Consider the following 15,826-nt stretch of genomic DNA (forward strand, 5'->3'; position numbering starts at 1 on the left):
CGGCGTGCCCCGTGTGGCGTTCGTTGACGCGCCCGGGGCGACTGCCTACCGTCGGGAGGCAGGTCAGGGAGCGGGAGGTCGGCGTGGTGGTCACGGGCGGCGGGAGATCGGCCGGAGGGGGCGGAGCTGTTCCGCTGTACGGTCGCGGCGCGGAGCCCGCGAGGCAGCCGCAGGCCGCCTCCGCGGACCGGGACGAGGTCGGCTACCGGGGGCCCGCCGCGTGCGCAGCGGCCGGCATCACGTACCGCCAGCTCGACTACTGGGCCCGTACGGGCCTGGTCGAGCCCGGCGTCCGCCCCGCGCACGGCGCGGGCACCCAGCGGCTCTACAGCCCCCACGACGTCGTCGTACTCAAGATCGTCAAACGGCTGCTGGACGCGGGCGTCTCGCTGCAGAGCATCCGGACGGCCGTACGGCACCTGCGCGCCACCGGCACCGCCGACCTGCGGCGCATGACGCTCATCAGCGACGGGGCCACGGTCTGCGGATGCACGTCCCCGGACGAGGTCGTCGAGCTGCTCCAGGGCGGCCAGGGCATCTTCGGCATCGCCGTCGGCGTGGTCTTCAGCGACGTGCAGGCGGCCCTCGCGCAACTGCACGCGGAGCGCATCGACACCGGCGAGACGCTGGTCGGGCACAACGCCGCCGACGAGCTGGCGCGCCGCCGCAGCCGCGCCGGCTGACGCCCGGTCCGTACGCCCGCACCCACCTCCCGTACGGTGCCGTCGCGGCGGCCCTGCGGGCGCTGCCGGGCCGATGTCGTACCCATGGGGCACCATCACCGTGTGAGAAGTGCGCCGTCGGTCCTGCATCTGGACATGGACGCGTTCTACGCCGCGGTCGAGCAGGCCGCCAAGCCGAGCCTGAGGGGCAAGGCCGTGATCGTCGGCGGCCTCGGACCGCGCGGCGTGGTGGCCACCGCGTCGTACGAGGCGCGGGCCTTCGGGGTGCACTCGGCGATGGCCATGGGCATGGCCCGCAGGCTCTGCCCGAACGCCGCGTTCCTCATCCCCCGCTTCGGGCTTTATCAGCAGGTCAGCGGCCAGGTCATGGCACTGCTCGGGGAGCTGTCGCCGCTGGTGGAGCCGCTGAGCCTGGACGAGGCGTTCGTCGACCTCGAAGCCGGCGGCACGCCCGCCGAGGAGGCGGCGCTGCGGGGCGTGGCGCGCCGGCTGCGCGCGGACATCCGCGCCGCCACGGGCCTGACCGGGTCCGTGGGGCTCGCCGCCTCCAAGATGCTCGCCAAGGTCGCCTCCGAGCTGGCCAAGCCGGACGGCCTGGTTGTGGTCCCGCCTGGCGGCGAGCGGGCGCTGCTGGGGCCGATGAGCGTGCGTACGCTGCCGGGCGTGGGCCCGGCGACGGCGGACGCGCTGCGCCGGGCCGGGATCACCACGGTCGGGGAGATCGCCGACGCCGGCGAGGACGAGATGGTGCGGCTGCTGGGCAAGGCGCACGGCACCGGGATCCATGTGATGGCGCTGGGTCTGGACGAGCGGCCGGTGGTCGCGGGCCGGGACACCAAGTCCGTCTCCGTCGAGGACACCTTCGACGTCGACCTCACCGACCGGATCCGTATCCGCACGGAGGTGGAGCGGCTGGCGCAGCGGTGCGTGACGCGGCTGCGCGGCGCGGGGCGCTCCGGCCGCACGGTGGTCCTGAAGGTCCGGCGGTACGACTTCTCCACCCTGACCCGCTCCGAGACCCTGCGGGGCCCCACCGACGACCCGGCCGTGGTCACCGAGGCGGCGCTGCGGCTGCTGGACAGCGTGGAGACGACCGCGGGGGTGCGGCTGCTGGGCGTCGGCGTCAGCGGGCTGGCGGACTTCACGCAGGAGGACCTGTTCGCGCAGGCCGGCCAGGCGCCGGAGGCGCAGCACGGGCCGGTGGACGCCGACGGCCCGGTGGCGCTGCCGCCGCCTGAGCCGGCCCCGCCCCCGGCCCCCGCGGCGCCGGAGCCGGCTGCTCCGCGCTGGCTGCCGGGGCGGGACGTACGGCACGCCGAGTACGGCCCCGGCTGGGTGCAGGGCAGCGGCGTCGGCCGGGTCACCGTGCGGTTCGAGGTGCCGGGCTCGGCGCCCGGGCGGGTGCGTACGTTCGCCGCCGACGACCCGGCGCTGCAGCCGGCGGACCCGCTGCCGCTGGCGCCCGGCGGCTGATCAGTCGCCGGAGCCGGCGACCTCGCCGAAGTCCCGGTCCTGCGACGGCCGCGGCTGGTGGTTCGGGTGGTTCTTGGCGACGTCGGGCGGCAGCGCCATGCCGTAGTGGTGGTAGAGCTGGAGCTCCTGCGCGGGGGAGAGGTGCCGGCCGACGCCGAAGTCCGGCGCGTCCTTGATCAGCGCCCGGTCGAACGGCACCCGCAGGCCCTCGTCGGCCAGCTCGCTCGGCCCCAGCGGCACGAACGCGTCGCGGTGGAACAGGCCCGTGCGCACGGCCGCCCACTGCGGGGCGCCGGTGGCGTCGTCGAGGTACACCTCGTCGACGGTCCCGAGCTTGCCGCCGTCGCTGTCGTACGCGCGTACGCCGATCAGGCTCCGGGGGTCGATGTCGGTCTGCACGGTGCCTCCCACGTCTCGTCACAGCTCCGCTGCCCTCCACGTAACGGCACAATGCGCCCCGCGGCCACTCGGCGGGCGCCGCCCGGGCGCACCGGGGGAGCGCCCGCGCCGGGAAGCGCGGGGGCGTGCGCTGGTACCCTGACCGTGGCTGCAGACCCCGTGCGGGAGAGTCCTCCGACCGCCAGCCGGAGGCGCCGAAGGAGCAACTCCTCCCCGGAATCTCTCAGGCCCCCGTACCGCACGGACGAGGTCACTCTGGAAAGCAGGGCGGGCCGCCGCGCGGCCTTCCCTCACCGACGGTGCAAGCCGGCTCGCGCCCAGTCAGGGCGTACCGGTGAAGCTCTCAGGTCCGGATGACAGAGGGGGAGGCCGTACGGGTGCCCGGCCCATGGGCATCCGCGAAGGTCCGCGCGACCAGGAGGCCCCGTTGTCTGATCCGTCCGAGACGAACGCCCGCCGCATCCCGCTTTCCGCCCTGGAGCGCGGCACCGAATTCGAGCAGCGCCACATCGGCCCGGACGCGGGCGCCCGGGACAAGATGCTCGCCCAGGTCGGCTACGGCTCGCTGGACGAGCTGACCGAGGCCGCCGTGCCCGGTTCGATCAAGGGCACCGGCGCCTTCGCGCTGCCCGAGGCCCGCTCCGAGGCCGAGGTGCTGGCCGAGCTGCGCGGCCTGGCCGCCCGCAACGAGGTGCTGACGTCCATGATCGGCCTCGGCTACCACGGCACCCACACGCCGCCGGTCATCCTGCGCAACGTCATGGAGAACCCCGCCTGGTACACGGCGTACACCCCGTACCAGCCGGAGATCTCCCAGGGCCGGCTGGAGGCGCTGCTCAACTTCCAGACCGTCGTCTCCGACCTCACCGGGCTGCCCACCGCGGGCGCGTCGCTGCTCGACGAGGGCACGGCTGCCGCCGAGGCGATGGCGCTGTCCCGGCGCGTCGGCAAGGTCAAGGACGGCGTCTTCCTGGTCGACGCCGACACCCTGCCGCAGACCGTCGCGGTGCTGCGCACCCGCGCCGAGCCGGCCGGCGTCGAGGTCGTCGTCGCGGACCTGGCCGGCGGCATCCCCGCCGAGGTCGCGGAGCGCGGCGTCTTCGGCGTGCTGCTGCAGTACCCGGGCGCCTCCGGTGCCGTACGCGACCTCGTGCCCGTCATCGAGCAGGCGCACGAGCTGGGCGCCGTCGTCACCGTCGCCGCCGACCTCCTGGCGCTGACCCTGCTGGCCTCGCCCGGGGCGCTCGGCGCGGACATCGCGGTCGGCTCCAGCCAGCGCTTCGGCGTCCCCATGGGCTTCGGCGGGCCGCACGCCGGCTACATGTCCGTCCGCGAGAAGTTCGCGCGCAGCCTGCCCGGGCGGCTCGTCGGCGTCTCCAGGGACGCGGACGGGGCGCAGGCGTATCGGCTGGCCCTCCAGACGCGCGAGCAGCACATCCGCCGCGAGAAGGCCACCAGCAATATCTGCACCGCGCAGGTGCTGCTCGCGGTGATGGCCTCGATGTACGCCGTCTACCACGGCCCCGAGGGCCTGGCGGCCATCGCCCGGCGCACCCACCGCTACGCCGCGATACTCGCCGCGGGCCTGAAGGCCGGCGGCGCCGACGTGGTCCACGACGCGCTCTTCGACACCGTCACCGTCCGCGTCCCCGGCCGGGCCGCCGAGGTCACCGCCCGCGCGCGCAACGCCGGCGTCAACCTCCGCCTCGCCGACGCCGACCACGTCGGCGTCACCTGCGACGAGACCACCGTCCGCGACCATCTGGCCGTCGTCTGGGACGCCTTCGGCGTCACCGGCCAGGACGTGGACGCGCTGGACGCGGCGACCGCAGACGCGCTGCCCGCCGGGCTGCTGCGCACCGACGAGTACCTGACCCACCCCGTCTTCCACCGCCACCGCTCCGAGACCGCCCTGCTGCGCTACCTGCGCACGCTGGCCGACCGGGACTACGCGCTGGACCGCGGCATGATCCCGCTCGGCTCCTGCACGATGAAGCTCAACGCGACCGCCGAGATGGAGGCCGTCACCTGGCCGGAGTTCGCCGGCCTGCACCCCTTCGCGCCCGCCGACCAGGCCGAGGGCTACCTGACCCTGATCCGCGAGCTGGAGGAAGGGCTGGCCGCCGTCACCGGCTACGACAAGGTCTCCCTGCAGCCCAACGCCGGCTCGCAGGGCGAGCTGGCGGGCCTGCTGGCCGTACGGGCGTACCACCGTGCGAACGGCGACGAGCACCGCACCGTCTGCCTCATCCCGTCCTCCGCGCACGGCACCAACGCCGCCTCCGCGGTGATGGCCGGCATGAAGGTCGTGGTCGTCAGGACCGCCGAGAACGGCGAGGTCGACGCGGACGACCTGCGCGCGAAGATCGAGCAGCACGGCGACGAGCTGGCCGTGCTCATGGTCACCTATCCCTCGACGCACGGCGTGTTCGAGGAGCACATCACGGAGATCTGCGACGCGGTGCACGCAGCCGGCGGCCAGGTGTACGTGGACGGCGCCAACCTCAACGCGCTCGTCGGCCTCGCCGGGCCGGGGAAGTTCGGCGGCGACGTCTCGCACCTGAACCTGCACAAGACGTTCTGCATCCCGCACGGCGGCGGCGGTCCGGGCGTCGGCCCGGTCGCCGTCCGCGCGCACCTGGCCCCGTACCTGCCGAACCACCCCCTGCAGCCCGCCGCGGGCCCCGAGACGGGCGTCGGCCCGGTCTCGGCGGCGCCGTGGGGCTCGGCCGGGATCCTGCCGATCTCGTGGGCGTACATGAAGCTCATGGGCGAGGGCGGTCTGCGCCGGGCCAGCCAGGTCGCGGTGCTGGGCGCCAACTACGTGGCCAAGCGGCTGGAGCCGCACTTCCCGGTGCTGTACACGGGGCCCGGCGGGCTCGTCGCGCACGAGTGCATCGTCGACGTACGGGCGCTGACCAAGGCGACCGGCGTGTCCATCGACGACGTGGCCAAGCGGCTGATCGACTACGGCTTCCACGCCCCGACGATGTCCTTCCCGGTGGCCGGGACGCTGATGATCGAGCCGACCGAGAGCGAGGACCTGGGCGAACTCGACCGGTTCTGCGAGGCGATGATCGCGATCCGGCGGGAGATCGACCGGGTCGGCTCGGGGGAGTGGGACAAGGACGACAACCCGCTGGTCGGCGCGCCGCACACCGCGGCGCAGCTCGCGGGGGAGTGGACACACCCGTACGGGCGGGACGAAGCCGTCTTCCCGGCCGGGGTGACGCCAGCGGACAAGTACTGGCCGCCGGTGCGCCGCATCGACGGCGCCTACGGCGACCGCAACCTGGTGTGCTCCTGCCCCCCGTTGGAGGATTACGACGCCTGACGTACGCCTTCGCGCGTACCGCACCCGGCCCGGCGCCCCGCGCCGGGCCGGCGGCGTGCGGGACGGGTGCGCGGGCGAGGGGGACCGGCCGGCGGGCGCCGGCCGGGTCCGGTGCCCGTGCCGCTCAGGCCGCGGCGGTCACGTCGTCGGCGTTCGGCGGCCGGTGCGGCGCGATGATCCGGCCGTCGGGAAGCAGCTCGCCCGTGTCCTCGAACAGCAGAACACCGTTGCAGAGCAGGCTCCAGCCCTGTTCCGGGTGGTTCGCCACCGGGCGCGCCGCCTCCCGGTCGGTGGACTGGGCGGTGGGACAGGGTGGCTGGTGCTGGCACATGGCTGGATACTCTCGCTGTCGGGTGGTCTCGGTTCCGCGGTCTGCAGATGTCATCGCCGCCCCCGTGTCGACTCGTTCCGTATCCAGTGTTCCCCCGCGCGCGTCAATTCGCAGGGATTTACCGGCAGGTGGTCTCCGGGGCAGAAGACGCATCACTCCCGCGGGCGGTTGCTCCGTGCTTGACCATCCTTTCGGGGGGCGCACCGGCGGGGAGTGGACTAGTCCACAGCGGTGATCAGACCGTGACCTCTCCGTGATCAGGCGGAGGAGCCGAGCAGCCGTCCCCCGGCCAGCCGGTCGCGCAGCGCGGGCAGCAGGTCGCCCGCGCGGTGCGCGCGGTGGGCGGGGATGCCGGGCGGCGCGGGCGCCAGCGGCACCAGCAGATCGGCCGGGTCGACCGCGCCCGAGTCGGCCGCGGCGTCCGCGTCGGCGCGCAGCCAGAGCGTCACCATGTACAGCTCGGGCACGGACAGCAGCCGCGGCTGCAGGAGGGCGGACAGCGACTCGGCCTGACGCAGGGCGCGTTGGGTGGAGGCGACGTACGGACCCTCGGAGAAGTGCGAGAACGCCCAGCCGTCCGGGGTGATCCGCGCCTCCGCGGCGGCGACGACCCGGCCCTCGGCGGTGAGGTGGAACCGCCAGCCGGCCAGCGCCGCGTGCGGCGCGCCGTCCGCGGCCCCGACACCGTCCAGGACGTGGACGGGCAGCGGGTCCGTGGCGCCCGCCGGGCCGGTCCCGGACGTCGGCGCGAGCGTACGGGTCCCGCGCACCGCCGTCGGGGACTTCAGCGCGGCGTGGACGCTGCGCAGAGCCGGGGAGGGGGGCGTAAGGACGCTGAGCGGCATGAGGGCTCGCCTACCTTCGACAGACGTGGAGCAGAGCAGGGGGCAAGATGCGGACGGCGCTGTCTGCTAGCGGGGTCAGAGGGGACCGCATCCGTGCAAGGGGGCGCCAACTCTCTGCCTCGTTCGCGAATTTTATACGACTACCGGTAGAAGCCCTTCCGCCTGGTCGCCCGGGTGAATTGCGCAAGGGGATTCTCGGTCGAATATTCTCTGGTCTTTTCCCAAGATCGGCGTGAATTCCCTGGCAGGTTCGGCAATAGTCTGTGCCCGGGGTCGGCCGGATCTCGTCGGTGATGGCGACCAATCGGCTCACGGCGCGGTGTGCGTGGGGCGGTGTGCAATCGGAACGGCCCCGGCCCGCGCGGGCGGCCAGCGTAGCCGAAGAACGCCGGTCGCCGGGCGTCAGGGTCCCCGCACCTGGGCATCATCCCGGGCAGCCGAGCCGAGGAGGAACCCCGATGGGCGAGAAGGTCGTCGCCGGCGGGTTCGACCTGTCCGACCGCCACCGCTATCGGCAGCGGCTGCGCGAGTGTCTCGCGGGGCTGGAGCGACTGCTGGAGGAGAAGAGATTCGACCGCCCGCAGAATCTGATGGGGCTGGAGATAGAGCTGAATCTCGTGGGCGCGGACGGCATGCCGCGCATGATGAACACGGAAGTGCTGGACCGCATCGCGAGCTCCGACTTCCAGACCGAGCTGGCCCAGTTCAACCTGGAAGTCAACATCGCGCCCCACCGGCTCGCCGGCCGGGTGCTCGACCAGCTCGCGGAGGAGCTGCGCACCGGGCTGCGGTACGCCGACCGGCAGGCGCGCGAGGTGGACGCCGGGATCGTGATGATCGGCATCCTGCCGACGCTGACCGGCGCCGACCTGGTCTCCGCCAACCTCTCCGAGGTCGACCGCTTCCACCGGCTCAACGAGCAGATCCTCGCCGCCCGCGGCGAGGAGATCCACCTCGACATGCGCGGGGTGGAGGAGCTGGTGTACACCACCGGCTCCATCGCCCCCGAGGCCGCCTGCACCTCCGTCCAACTGCATCTCCAGGTCACCCCCGGGCGGTTCGCGGACGTCTGGAACGCCTCGCAGGCGGTGGCGGCCGTGCAGATCGCGCTCGGTGCCAACGCGCCGTTCGTCTTCGGCCGTGAGCTGCTGAGCGAGTCGCGGCCCGAGCTGTTCCTCCAGGCCACCGACACCCGGCCGCCGGAGATGCGCGCGCAGGGCGTGCGTCCGCGCGTCTGGTTCGGCGAGCGCTGGATCACCGAGCCGCTGGAGCTGTTCGAGGAGAACATCCGCTTCTTCCCCGCGCTGCTGCCGCTGCGCTCCGCGGAGGAGCCGCTGCGGGTGCTGGACGAGGGCGGGGTGCCGAAGCTGTCAGAACTGGTGCTGCACAACGGCACCGTCTACCGCTGGAACCGGCCCGTGTACGACGTCGCCGGCGGCGTCCCGCACCTGCGGGTGGAGAACCGGGTGCTGCCCGCGGGCCCCACCGTCACCGACGTCGTCGCCAACGTCGCGTTCTACTACGGGCTGGTGCGCACCCTCGCCGACGAGCAGCGGCCCGTCTGGGGCCGGCTGCCCTTCGACGGCGCGGCGGCCAACTTCGCCGCCGCCTGCCGCCACGGCATCGACGCCACGCTCGTGTGGCCCGGCCGGCGGCGGCTCGGCGGGGTGGCGCGGGTGCCGGTGACCAAGCTCGTACGGGACGAACTGCTGCCCATGGCCGCCTCCGGGCTGGACGCCTGGGGCATCGACCCGGCCGACCGGGATCGCTGTCTCGGCGTCATCGAGGAGCGCTGCCGGCGCCGGGTCAACGGGGCGTCCTGGCAGTCGGCGGCGTTCCGCCGGGCGCTGGGGCGCGGGCTGGACCGGGGCGCGGCCCTCGCGGAGATGACGCGGCGGTACGTGGAGCTGACCCGCACGGAGGAGCCGGTGCACTGCTGGCCGGTGGACTGACGGCCGGCCCGGCGGCGGCCGGACGGGCGCCGGCGGGTCTCCGGCCGGCGCCCCGGCCCGTACCGCTCAGGACAGCGCCGCCCGCGCGCCGGCGTCCGTCACCGCCCGCAGCAGCACCGCGTGGATCTCCTTCGGGTCCGTCACCCGGTACGATTCGCCGCCGATCGCCTTCGCGATCCGCCCGCACGCCTTGATATCCGCGTCCGGCCCGATGCCGATGGCGATCAGGCCCACCGGCCGCTCGGGGTCGGCGGTCTCGCGCAGCCGCGCGGCGAGGTCCGCGGCGGAGATGCTGCCCGGGTCCTCGTTGGCGCCGTCGGTGAGGAGCACGACCGCGTTGAAGCGGCCCGGCGCGTACTCCTTGACCTGCCGCTCGTACGCCGCAAGTACCGTGTCGTACAGGCCCGTCGCACCGCCCGGCACCGGCGTGAGGCCGCCGAAGGCGCTCGCGAGGCGTTCGCGGTGGCTGGTGCCGTCGTCGGTGCGCTGGGCCAGCCGCGTGGTGCTGGTGACCTCCTCGTAGTCCTGCTCGCCCGCCAGCCGGGTGGAGAAGCGCCACAGGCCGATCTCGTCCTCGCCGGTGAACTGGGCGAGCGCCTGGATCAGCGCGTTCTTCGTGACGTCCATACGGGTCTGCCCCGGCTCACCCGGCACCGGCTCACCCATCGAGCCGGAGACGTCGACCACGGTGGTCAGCCGGGCGCTCTGCACCGTGACGGTCCACATGCCGAGGACCGAGGCGACCTCGTCGGGGGAGGGCGGTTCGGCGGGCGGGGCGTCGAAGGGCTGCGGGGCGGCGCCGCCTGCGGCCATCGCCAGCTCCGCGTCGAGGTCCCCCTGGGGGGTGCGGAAGCCCTGGCGGCGCAGCAGGCCGGCGGACTCGGCGTCGGTCAGCAGCCGTTGGAAGCGGCTGGCGGCGCGGACCCGGTCCATCGCCATGGCGTCGTTGTTGACGATGGCGTACGGGTAGTCGAGCGCGACCGTGCCGCCCTCGGGGTAGAACATGTCGAGCTGCTCGCCGGTGCCCGCGCCGGCGTTGTGGCGGAAGGCGGCCTGCTCGGAGAGGAACAGCGCGTCGTTGTCCCGCGGGTCGTCCAGGCCGGAGTCCGGCAGCGAGGCGAGCACCGCGGTGTCGCCGGGCTCGACGCGCTCGGCGAGCAGCTTGGCGGTGGCGGCGGTACGGGTGTCCGCGTGCTCGCCGCCGGCCCGGTGCATCGCCGTCAGCGCGAGCGCGCCGGTGGCGCTCACCGCGGGGTCGGCGGTGCCGAGGCGCAGGCCGGCGCCGTCACCCAGCGCGGCGTCCGTCAGCCCGGCCCAGCCGTACGTCTTCTCGGGCCAGCCGAGCTTGCGGGAGCCCTCCGGGAGGGTGGCCATGCCCACGGGCGAACTGGCCAGCCGGGTCACCTCGTCGACGGTCGCGCCCTCGCCGCCGGCGGTGACCATGCCCGTCCAGACGCTGGAGTCGGGGATCCAGACCTGGAAGTCCGGCGGGGTGTCCCTGCGGCGCAGCGACTGGGCGACCTCGGCGGCGGGCCGCGCGGTCACCTCGATGTCCAGGCAGCGGCCGTCCGACTTCAGCTCGGCCTTGCGGGCGCGGTCCGCGGTCCTGCGGATGACGGGGGCGATGTCGGGGGAGGCGACGACGGCGAGTTCCAGCTCGGCACCGGCGCACGGCTCGTCCGACGGCAGCAGGCCGGTCTCCGCGGCGACCAGCGTCCCCGCGCCGATCGCCAGGACGAGGGCGGTCGCGATGACCACGGTGCGGCCCCGTACGCTGCGCCGCAGCACGGCTTCGTCCGTTCCGTACGCATCGGGCAAGCTGTGTCGTCCCATGGTCGTCCCCCCGGACAGCCGCATATTGGTCACGTGTTTTTTCCGTGACCCTAGCGACACGGTGAGGCCCGTGGGGAGGGATTGAGCAATTGGAGGAGCGAGTGCAGGACCAGTCCCGCCGGCTGCTGCGCAGCGAAACGCTGCTGGTGCTGGCGCTGTCCCTGGGCGCGAGCGCGGTCTCGGCCCTGATCAGCTTCACCGGCTCGGTGACCCGGCCGGGCGGGCTGAAGGAGCAGTCGGCCAATCTCAACTCCTCCGCCGCGCCGGGTCGTCCGTGGCTGGATCTTGCGTGGCAGCTCTTCGGCATCACCACCGCACTCGTGCCGGTGGCGCTCGTGGCGTACCTCCTGGTGCGGGAGTGCGCGGGCGGGCTGAGCGCGGTGGGGTTCGACCACCGGCGGCCGGCCTTCGACCTGGGCTGGGGCGCGGCCGTGGCTGCGGTGATCGGCGGTACGGGGCTGGCGTTCTACCTGGGCGCGCGGGCGGCTGGGTTCAACCTGACCGTCGTGCCGGAGTCGTTGCCGGACGTGTGGTGGAAGATCCCGGTGCTGATCCTCTCCGCGGTGCAGAACTCGGTGGTGGAGGAGGTCATCGTCGTCGGCTATCTGCTGCGCCGGCTGGACCAGCTCGGCTGGACCCCGGCGGCGGCGCTGGCGGGCAGCTCGCTGCTGCGCGGGACGTACCACCTGTACCAGGGGATCGGCGGCTTCATCGGCAACGCGGTGATGGGCGTGGTGTTCGTCCTGCTGTACCGGCGGTGGGGGCGGGTCGGGCCGCTGGTGGCGGCGCACGCCTTCATCGACATCGTGGCGTTCGTGGGGTACGCGCTGCTGGCGGGGAAGGTGGGGTGGCTGCCTACGGAATGAGCCGTTCCGGCGTTGGCCCGCCGTGTCGGAGGCGGAGTCTCCCTGGTCCCGGGTCTTGACGGTGGTCTGACAATAGATAAAGTCTAGACCAATGCCCCCCATGCAAGGAGAGACAAGATGCGCAGTCTCAAGAAGCGCGCAGCGGTCGTCGCGGCGACCGTGGCTCCGTTAGTCGCCCTCGTCCTCCCGGCCCCGCAGGCGAGCGCGCACGGCTGGATCACCAACCCGCCGAGCCGGCAGCAGCAGTGTGCGCAGGGGACCGTCTCGTGCGGTCAGATCCAGTGGGAGCCGCAGAGCGTCGAGGGGCCCAAGGGCCAGACGACCTGTCACGGCGGCAACAGCCGGTTCGCCGAACTCAACGACGACAGCAAGGGCTGGGCGGTCACGCCGGTCAGCAGGACGCAGTCGTTCAACTGGCAGATCACGGCCAACCACCGCACCAGCACCTGGCAGTACTTCGTCGGCGGCCAGAAGGTCGCGGAGTTCAACGACGGCGGCGCGCAGCCGCCCTCGCAGTTCAGCCACACGGTCGACTTCGGCAACATCACGGGCCGGCAGAAGGTCCTGGCCGTGTGGAACGTGTACGACACCAGCAACGCCTTCTACGCCTGCATCGACGTCGACATCCGGTGACGTCGCGCCGGTCGTAACGGCAGTACCGGGCCCCCGGGGAGCAAGCGGCTCCCCGGGGGCTTCGCCGTGTCCCGGAGTCGGTGCTTGCGCTGCGACTGTCGTCGATATATCGTTGATGTGTCGCAACCGATCGCAGAAGAGAGATAGAAGAGGTGATGACCCATGCGATCCCACGGACACGGGCGCGGCCCGCGTGACGGGCGCCGCTCGGCATTCGGCGGTTTCGGCCCGCCGTTCGGGCCGCCCTTCGGCCGGGGCCGCGGCGGCCCGCGGGGCCGCGCGCGCCGCGGTGACGTGCGGGCGTCGATTCTGGCCCTGCTCAAGGACCGGCCCATGCACGGGTACGAGATGATCCAGGAGATCTCCGAGCGCAGCGGCGGTGCCTGGAAGCCGAGTCCCGGCTCGGTCTATCCCACGCTGCAACTGCTGGAGGACGAGGGGCTGATCGTCAGTGCCACCGAGGGCGGCAAGAAGCTGTTCTCGCTCACCGATGCCGGGCTCGAGGAAGCCGAGTCGGGACCCGAGGCGCCCTGGGAGGACGCCGGGCGCGGGGTCGACTGGGAGGCGCTGCAGGAGGTCCGGCAGTCGGGCTTCGCGCTCGCCGAGGCGTTTCGGCAGGTGTACACCACTGGCACTCCCGAACAGCGCCAGGAGGCGCTGGCCGTCGTCAACGAGGCCCGCAAGAAGCTCTACCTGATCCTCGCCGAGGAGCGCTGAGGCGCCGTGCTGTTGAGCTGTTGAGCCACTGAGCCGCGGTGCCCCGGTCCGGCCGGCCGGGCGCCGCGGCTCAGCCGCGCCGCTGCCGCCGTCACCGCGCCGGGCCGTCTCCCTTCGCCAGCGGCAGGGCCTCGATGCGGCCGGCGTCGCAGACCTCGCCGAGCCGCCACGCGGTGTCCGTGTGGTGGTAGGTGTCGGGCGGGATGACCTGCAGCTCCGCCGGCGTCGGCCGGCAGGCGCCGCTCGCGTCGTCCGAGCCGCTGGCCACCACCGTCCAGTGCAGCCGGCTCCACGCCGAGGAGCCGGGGGCGAGCGTCTGCATCGACGGGGTGCGGCTGCGGTCCCGTACCGCCTCGGTCGGGACGTCGGTGCCGTTGGCCTTGACCAGTTGGAGGCCGGTCCAGCCCTGGGTGCGGCACGTGGAGTCCGAGTCGTTGGTGAGGACGAGCGCCGCGTAGCGGTTGCCCGCCGCCGGGTTGAGCGGGCGTACGGAGGCCGACAGGTCGTCCGTACGGCACCAGCGGGCTGCACCGGCATCGTTGACGGCCGTCTTGGGCTCCGCCTTGAGCGGTTCGGCGGCCGCGTTCTCGTCCGCCGCGTCGCCGTCCTGTGCGGTGCCCGGTGCCTTCTCCGGTGCGGTGCCGTCCTCGGCGGGCGCGTCCTGTGGCGCTGCGTCACCGTTGTGCGTGCCGTCGTTCCCGTCGGCGCCTTGCGCCGCGTGGGGCTTGGAGTTGCCGGCGGTGTCCGTGCGCCCGTCGTCGGAGTTCGCGCCGCATCCTGCGGCCAGCAGCCCAGCCGCCGCGAGGGTGGCGAGGGCGATGCGGGTGCGGGCGCGGCTGGGCTGTCGTGTCATGTCTTCCCCCTGGCTGCTCGAGGTGACCAGATCGTGGGGTGCCGGTCGTTGGACCCGTGCGGGGAGCGATCGGTTCCACCGAGTGGATTCCCGTGCCGCGAGGGGAGGATGCGCGGTGTGCGCCCGCGCGCTTCATGACAGCAGCAATGAGGAATGACACTCATGTACGGCGCTGACATAATCGCCGCATGCAGCAGTCATTCGACAGGCGCGCGGGGCTCGGGCTCGCGCTGGCCTCCGCGCTCGCGTTCGGTGGTTCCGGAGTGGCGGCCAAACCGCTCATCGAGCAGGGCATGGACTCGCTGCACGTGGTGTGGCTGCGTATAGCCGGCGCCGCACTGGTGCTGCTGCCGCTCGCCTGGCGGCACCGTGCGCTGGTACGGGAGCGGCCGGCGCTGCTCGCCGGGTTCGGCGTGCTCGCGGTCGCCGGCGTGCAGGCGTTCTACTTCGCGGCCATCGCCCGGATCCCGGTCGGGGTGGGGCTGCTCATCGAGTTCTTCGGGCCCGCGCTGGTGCTGGGCTGGGTGCGGTTCGTCCAGCGGCGGCCGGTCACCCGGCAGGCGGCGGTCGGCGTGCTGTTCGCGGTCACCGGACTGGCGTGCGTGGTCGAGGTCTGGGCCGGTCTCGGCTTCGACCCGCTCGGGCTGCTCCTCGCCTTCGGCGCGGCGTGCTGCCAGTGCGCGTACTTCGTCCTGGCCGGGCACGGCGCCGGTGACGGCGACGGCGCCGCGCCGAACCCGCTGGGCGTCATCGCGTACGGGCTGATCGTCGGCGCCGTCGTGCTCACCCTGGTCTCCCGGCCCTGGAACCTGCGGTGGTCGCTGCTCGGCGAGCGAGCCGAACTCAACGGTCTGCGACCGCCCGCCTGGACGCTGATCGTCTGGATCGTCCTGGTCACGACCGTGCTGGCCTATCTGTTCGGCGTCCTTGCGGTGCGCCGGCTCTCGCCGCCGGTGGCGGGCGTCGTCGCGTGCCTTGAGGCGGTCGTCGCCACGGTGCTGGCGTGGGTGCTGCTGGCGGAGCATCTGGGTGCGGCCCAGATCGTGGGCGGTGCGCTGGTGCTGATCGGCGCGTTCACCGCGCAGCTCGCGGCGCCGGGGGCGGGCCGGGGGGAGCGCGGCGAGCCGGCCGCCGGGAACGTGCCGCAGCCGCGGGACGGTGGCACGGAGCCGTCCGGCGACGGGCCGGGGACGCCCGCCGCCGCGGACGCGCCGCCGCCGGGTCAGCCCGCCGGCAGGTAGCCGGGCGCCTCGATGCCCGGGGCCAGGTCGTCGGCCGGCACGGGCGCGCCGTAGACCGGCGCGACCGGCACCACCCCGGTCCAGTACGGCAGCTCCAGGTCCTCCGGCTCGTCGTTGGGGCCGCCGGTGCGCAGCTTGACCGAGACCTCCTCGATGGCGAGCCGGAGCACAGCCGTCTGGGCCAGCTCCTTGGTGTTCGCGCGCCGGGAGTCGTCGGCCCGGCCGGGGACGATGTGGTCGACGATCGCGTCGAGGGCCATGGTCCGCTCGTCGTGGTCGGTCACCGTGTGCGCGTCGCCGTGCACCACCGCGGAGCGGTAGTTGATCGAGTGGTGGAACGCCGAGCGGGCCAGCACCAGCCCGTCGACGTGCGTGACCGTCAGGCACACCGGCAGGCCGGTGTCCCCGGCCCGCCCGGCGGTGCGCAGCGGGCGGGAGCCGGTGGAGCCGTGGACGTACACCTGCTCGCCGACGCGGGCGTAGAGCGTGGGCAGGACGACGGGGCGGCCGTCGCGGACGAAGCCGAGGTGGCAGACGTAGCCAGCGTCGAGCACGGCGTGCACCACGGTGCGGTCGTACGACGCGCGCTCGCGGGAGCGGGTCGGCACGGTGCGGTCGGTGGGGCGGTAGTCGGCGGGGGGCGTGGTGGACACGGGCGGCTCCCTC

14 protein-coding genes and 1 riboswitch are annotated in these 15,826 nt (G+C 73.6%); of the genes, 8 read left to right on the top strand and 6 right to left on the bottom strand.

What is annotated here, in order from left to right:
• The first annotated feature begins 83 nt into the window (after window positions 1–83).
• Together B124_RS10920 and B124_RS10925 are read left to right on the top strand one after the other, a co-directional pair.
• Entirely contained in the window at window positions 84–683 is a 600-nt protein-coding gene (locus B124_RS10920) for a MerR family transcriptional regulator (RefSeq protein ID WP_496502539.1), read from the top strand.
• Window positions 684–785: 102 nt separating this feature from the next.
• Window positions 786–2,156: a DNA polymerase IV gene (locus B124_RS10925; protein ID WP_496502540.1), complete on the top strand. Its 1,371-nt coding sequence runs from the start codon at window positions 786–788 to the stop codon at window positions 2,154–2,156.
• Here B124_RS10925 and B124_RS10930 read toward each other — a convergent pair whose 3' ends face one another.
• Window positions 2,157–2,567: a PRC-barrel domain-containing protein gene (locus B124_RS10930; protein ID WP_496502541.1), complete on the bottom strand. Its 411-nt coding sequence runs from the start codon at window positions 2,565–2,567 to the stop codon at window positions 2,157–2,159.
• 140 nt (window positions 2,568–2,707) lie between these two features.
• Window positions 2,708–2,804: riboswitch (glycine riboswitch) on the top strand.
• A 178-nt stretch (window positions 2,805–2,982) separates the two neighbouring features.
• Between B124_RS10930 and gcvP the strand changes: the two genes are divergently transcribed.
• Window positions 2,983–5,889, top strand: coding sequence for an aminomethyl-transferring glycine dehydrogenase (gcvP, locus tag B124_RS10935; RefSeq protein WP_496502542.1), 2,907 nt, complete (start codon window positions 2,983–2,985; stop codon window positions 5,887–5,889).
• Window positions 5,890–6,013: 124 nt separating this feature from the next.
• Here the strand turns inward: gcvP and B124_RS10940 are convergent, their stop codons facing one another.
• Together B124_RS10940 and B124_RS10945 are read right to left on the bottom strand one after the other, a co-directional pair.
• On the bottom strand, window positions 6,014–6,220 hold the full coding sequence (locus tag B124_RS10940) for a DUF5999 family protein (protein WP_101425852.1): 207 nt from the start codon (window positions 6,218–6,220) through the stop codon (window positions 6,014–6,016).
• 257 nt (window positions 6,221–6,477) lie between these two features.
• Window positions 6,478–7,065 carry a hypothetical protein gene (locus B124_RS10945; protein WP_496502543.1) on the bottom strand — a complete coding sequence of 196 codons (588 nt, stop codon included), beginning with the start codon at window positions 7,063–7,065 and terminating at the stop codon, window positions 6,478–6,480.
• Window positions 7,066–7,523: 458 nt separating this feature from the next.
• Here B124_RS10945 and B124_RS10950 point away from each other — a divergent pair, with 458 nt between their 5' ends.
• Window positions 7,524–9,017, top strand: a complete 1,494-nt coding sequence (locus tag B124_RS10950; protein WP_496502544.1) for a glutamate-cysteine ligase family protein — start codon at window positions 7,524–7,526, stop codon at window positions 9,015–9,017.
• 66 nt (window positions 9,018–9,083) lie between these two features.
• Here the strand turns inward: B124_RS10950 and B124_RS10955 are convergent, their stop codons facing one another.
• Complete coding sequence (locus tag B124_RS10955) at window positions 9,084–10,850, bottom strand: substrate-binding and VWA domain-containing protein (protein WP_496502545.1); 1,767 nt, start codon at window positions 10,848–10,850, stop codon at window positions 9,084–9,086.
• Between the two features lie 101 nt (window positions 10,851–10,951).
• Between B124_RS10955 and B124_RS10960 the strand changes: the two genes are divergently transcribed.
• The 3 genes from B124_RS10960 to B124_RS10970 all read left to right on the top strand — a co-directional run bounded on the left by B124_RS10960 (window position 10,952) and on the right by B124_RS10970 (window position 13,066).
• Entirely contained in the window at window positions 10,952–11,716 is a 765-nt protein-coding gene (locus B124_RS10960; RefSeq protein ID WP_496502612.1) for a CPBP family intramembrane glutamic endopeptidase, read from the top strand.
• Between the two features lie 117 nt (window positions 11,717–11,833).
• Complete coding sequence (locus B124_RS10965; RefSeq protein ID WP_496502546.1) at window positions 11,834–12,349, top strand: lytic polysaccharide monooxygenase auxiliary activity family 9 protein; 516 nt, start codon at window positions 11,834–11,836, stop codon at window positions 12,347–12,349.
• Window positions 12,350–12,511: 162 nt separating this feature from the next.
• Window positions 12,512–13,066 (top strand): PadR family transcriptional regulator, encoded by a 555-nt coding sequence (locus B124_RS10970; RefSeq protein ID WP_496502547.1) that lies wholly within the window; start codon window positions 12,512–12,514, stop codon window positions 13,064–13,066.
• Between the two features lie 91 nt (window positions 13,067–13,157).
• On the opposite strand, the gene B124_RS10975 is transcribed toward B124_RS10970, so the two are convergent.
• Window positions 13,158–13,919: a DUF4232 domain-containing protein gene (locus B124_RS10975; RefSeq protein ID WP_496502548.1), complete on the bottom strand. Its 762-nt coding sequence runs from the start codon at window positions 13,917–13,919 to the stop codon at window positions 13,158–13,160.
• Window positions 13,920–14,107: 188 nt separating this feature from the next.
• On the opposite strand from B124_RS10975, the gene B124_RS10980 reads away from it, so the two are divergent.
• Entirely contained in the window at window positions 14,108–15,160 is a 1,053-nt protein-coding gene (locus B124_RS10980) for an EamA family transporter (protein WP_496502549.1), read from the top strand.
• Here the strand turns inward: B124_RS10980 and B124_RS10985 are convergent.
• Window positions 15,142–15,813: a pyridoxamine 5'-phosphate oxidase family protein gene (locus B124_RS10985; protein ID WP_496502550.1), complete on the bottom strand. Its 672-nt coding sequence runs from the start codon at window positions 15,811–15,813 to the stop codon at window positions 15,142–15,144. The two genes, B124_RS10980 and B124_RS10985, sit on opposite strands and share 19 nt — an antisense overlap.
• Window positions 15,814–15,826: the final 13 nt, after the last annotated feature.

The organism is Streptomyces sp. CNP082 (assembly GCF_059570535.1).

Coding starts and splice junctions, on each gene's coding strand:
- B124_RS10940 (WP_101425852.1), bottom strand. CDS start 6,220: ATGTGCCAGCACCAGCCACCCTGTCCCACCGCCCAGTCCACCGACCGG.
- B124_RS10945 (WP_496502543.1), bottom strand. CDS start 7,065: ATGCCGCTCAGCGTCCTTACGCCCCCCTCCCCGGCTCTGCGCAGCGTC.
- B124_RS10950 (WP_496502544.1), top strand. CDS start 7,524: ATGGGCGAGAAGGTCGTCGCCGGCGGGTTCGACCTGTCCGACCGCCAC.
- B124_RS10955 (WP_496502545.1), bottom strand. CDS start 10,850: ATGGGACGACACAGCTTGCCCGATGCGTACGGAACGGACGAAGCCGTG.
- B124_RS10965 (WP_496502546.1), top strand. CDS start 11,834: ATGCGCAGTCTCAAGAAGCGCGCAGCGGTCGTCGCGGCGACCGTGGCT.
- B124_RS10970 (WP_496502547.1), top strand. CDS start 12,512: ATGCGATCCCACGGACACGGGCGCGGCCCGCGTGACGGGCGCCGCTCG.
- B124_RS10975 (WP_496502548.1), bottom strand. CDS start 13,919: ATGACACGACAGCCCAGCCGCGCCCGCACCCGCATCGCCCTCGCCACC.
- B124_RS10980 (WP_496502549.1), top strand. CDS start 14,108: ATGCAGCAGTCATTCGACAGGCGCGCGGGGCTCGGGCTCGCGCTGGCC.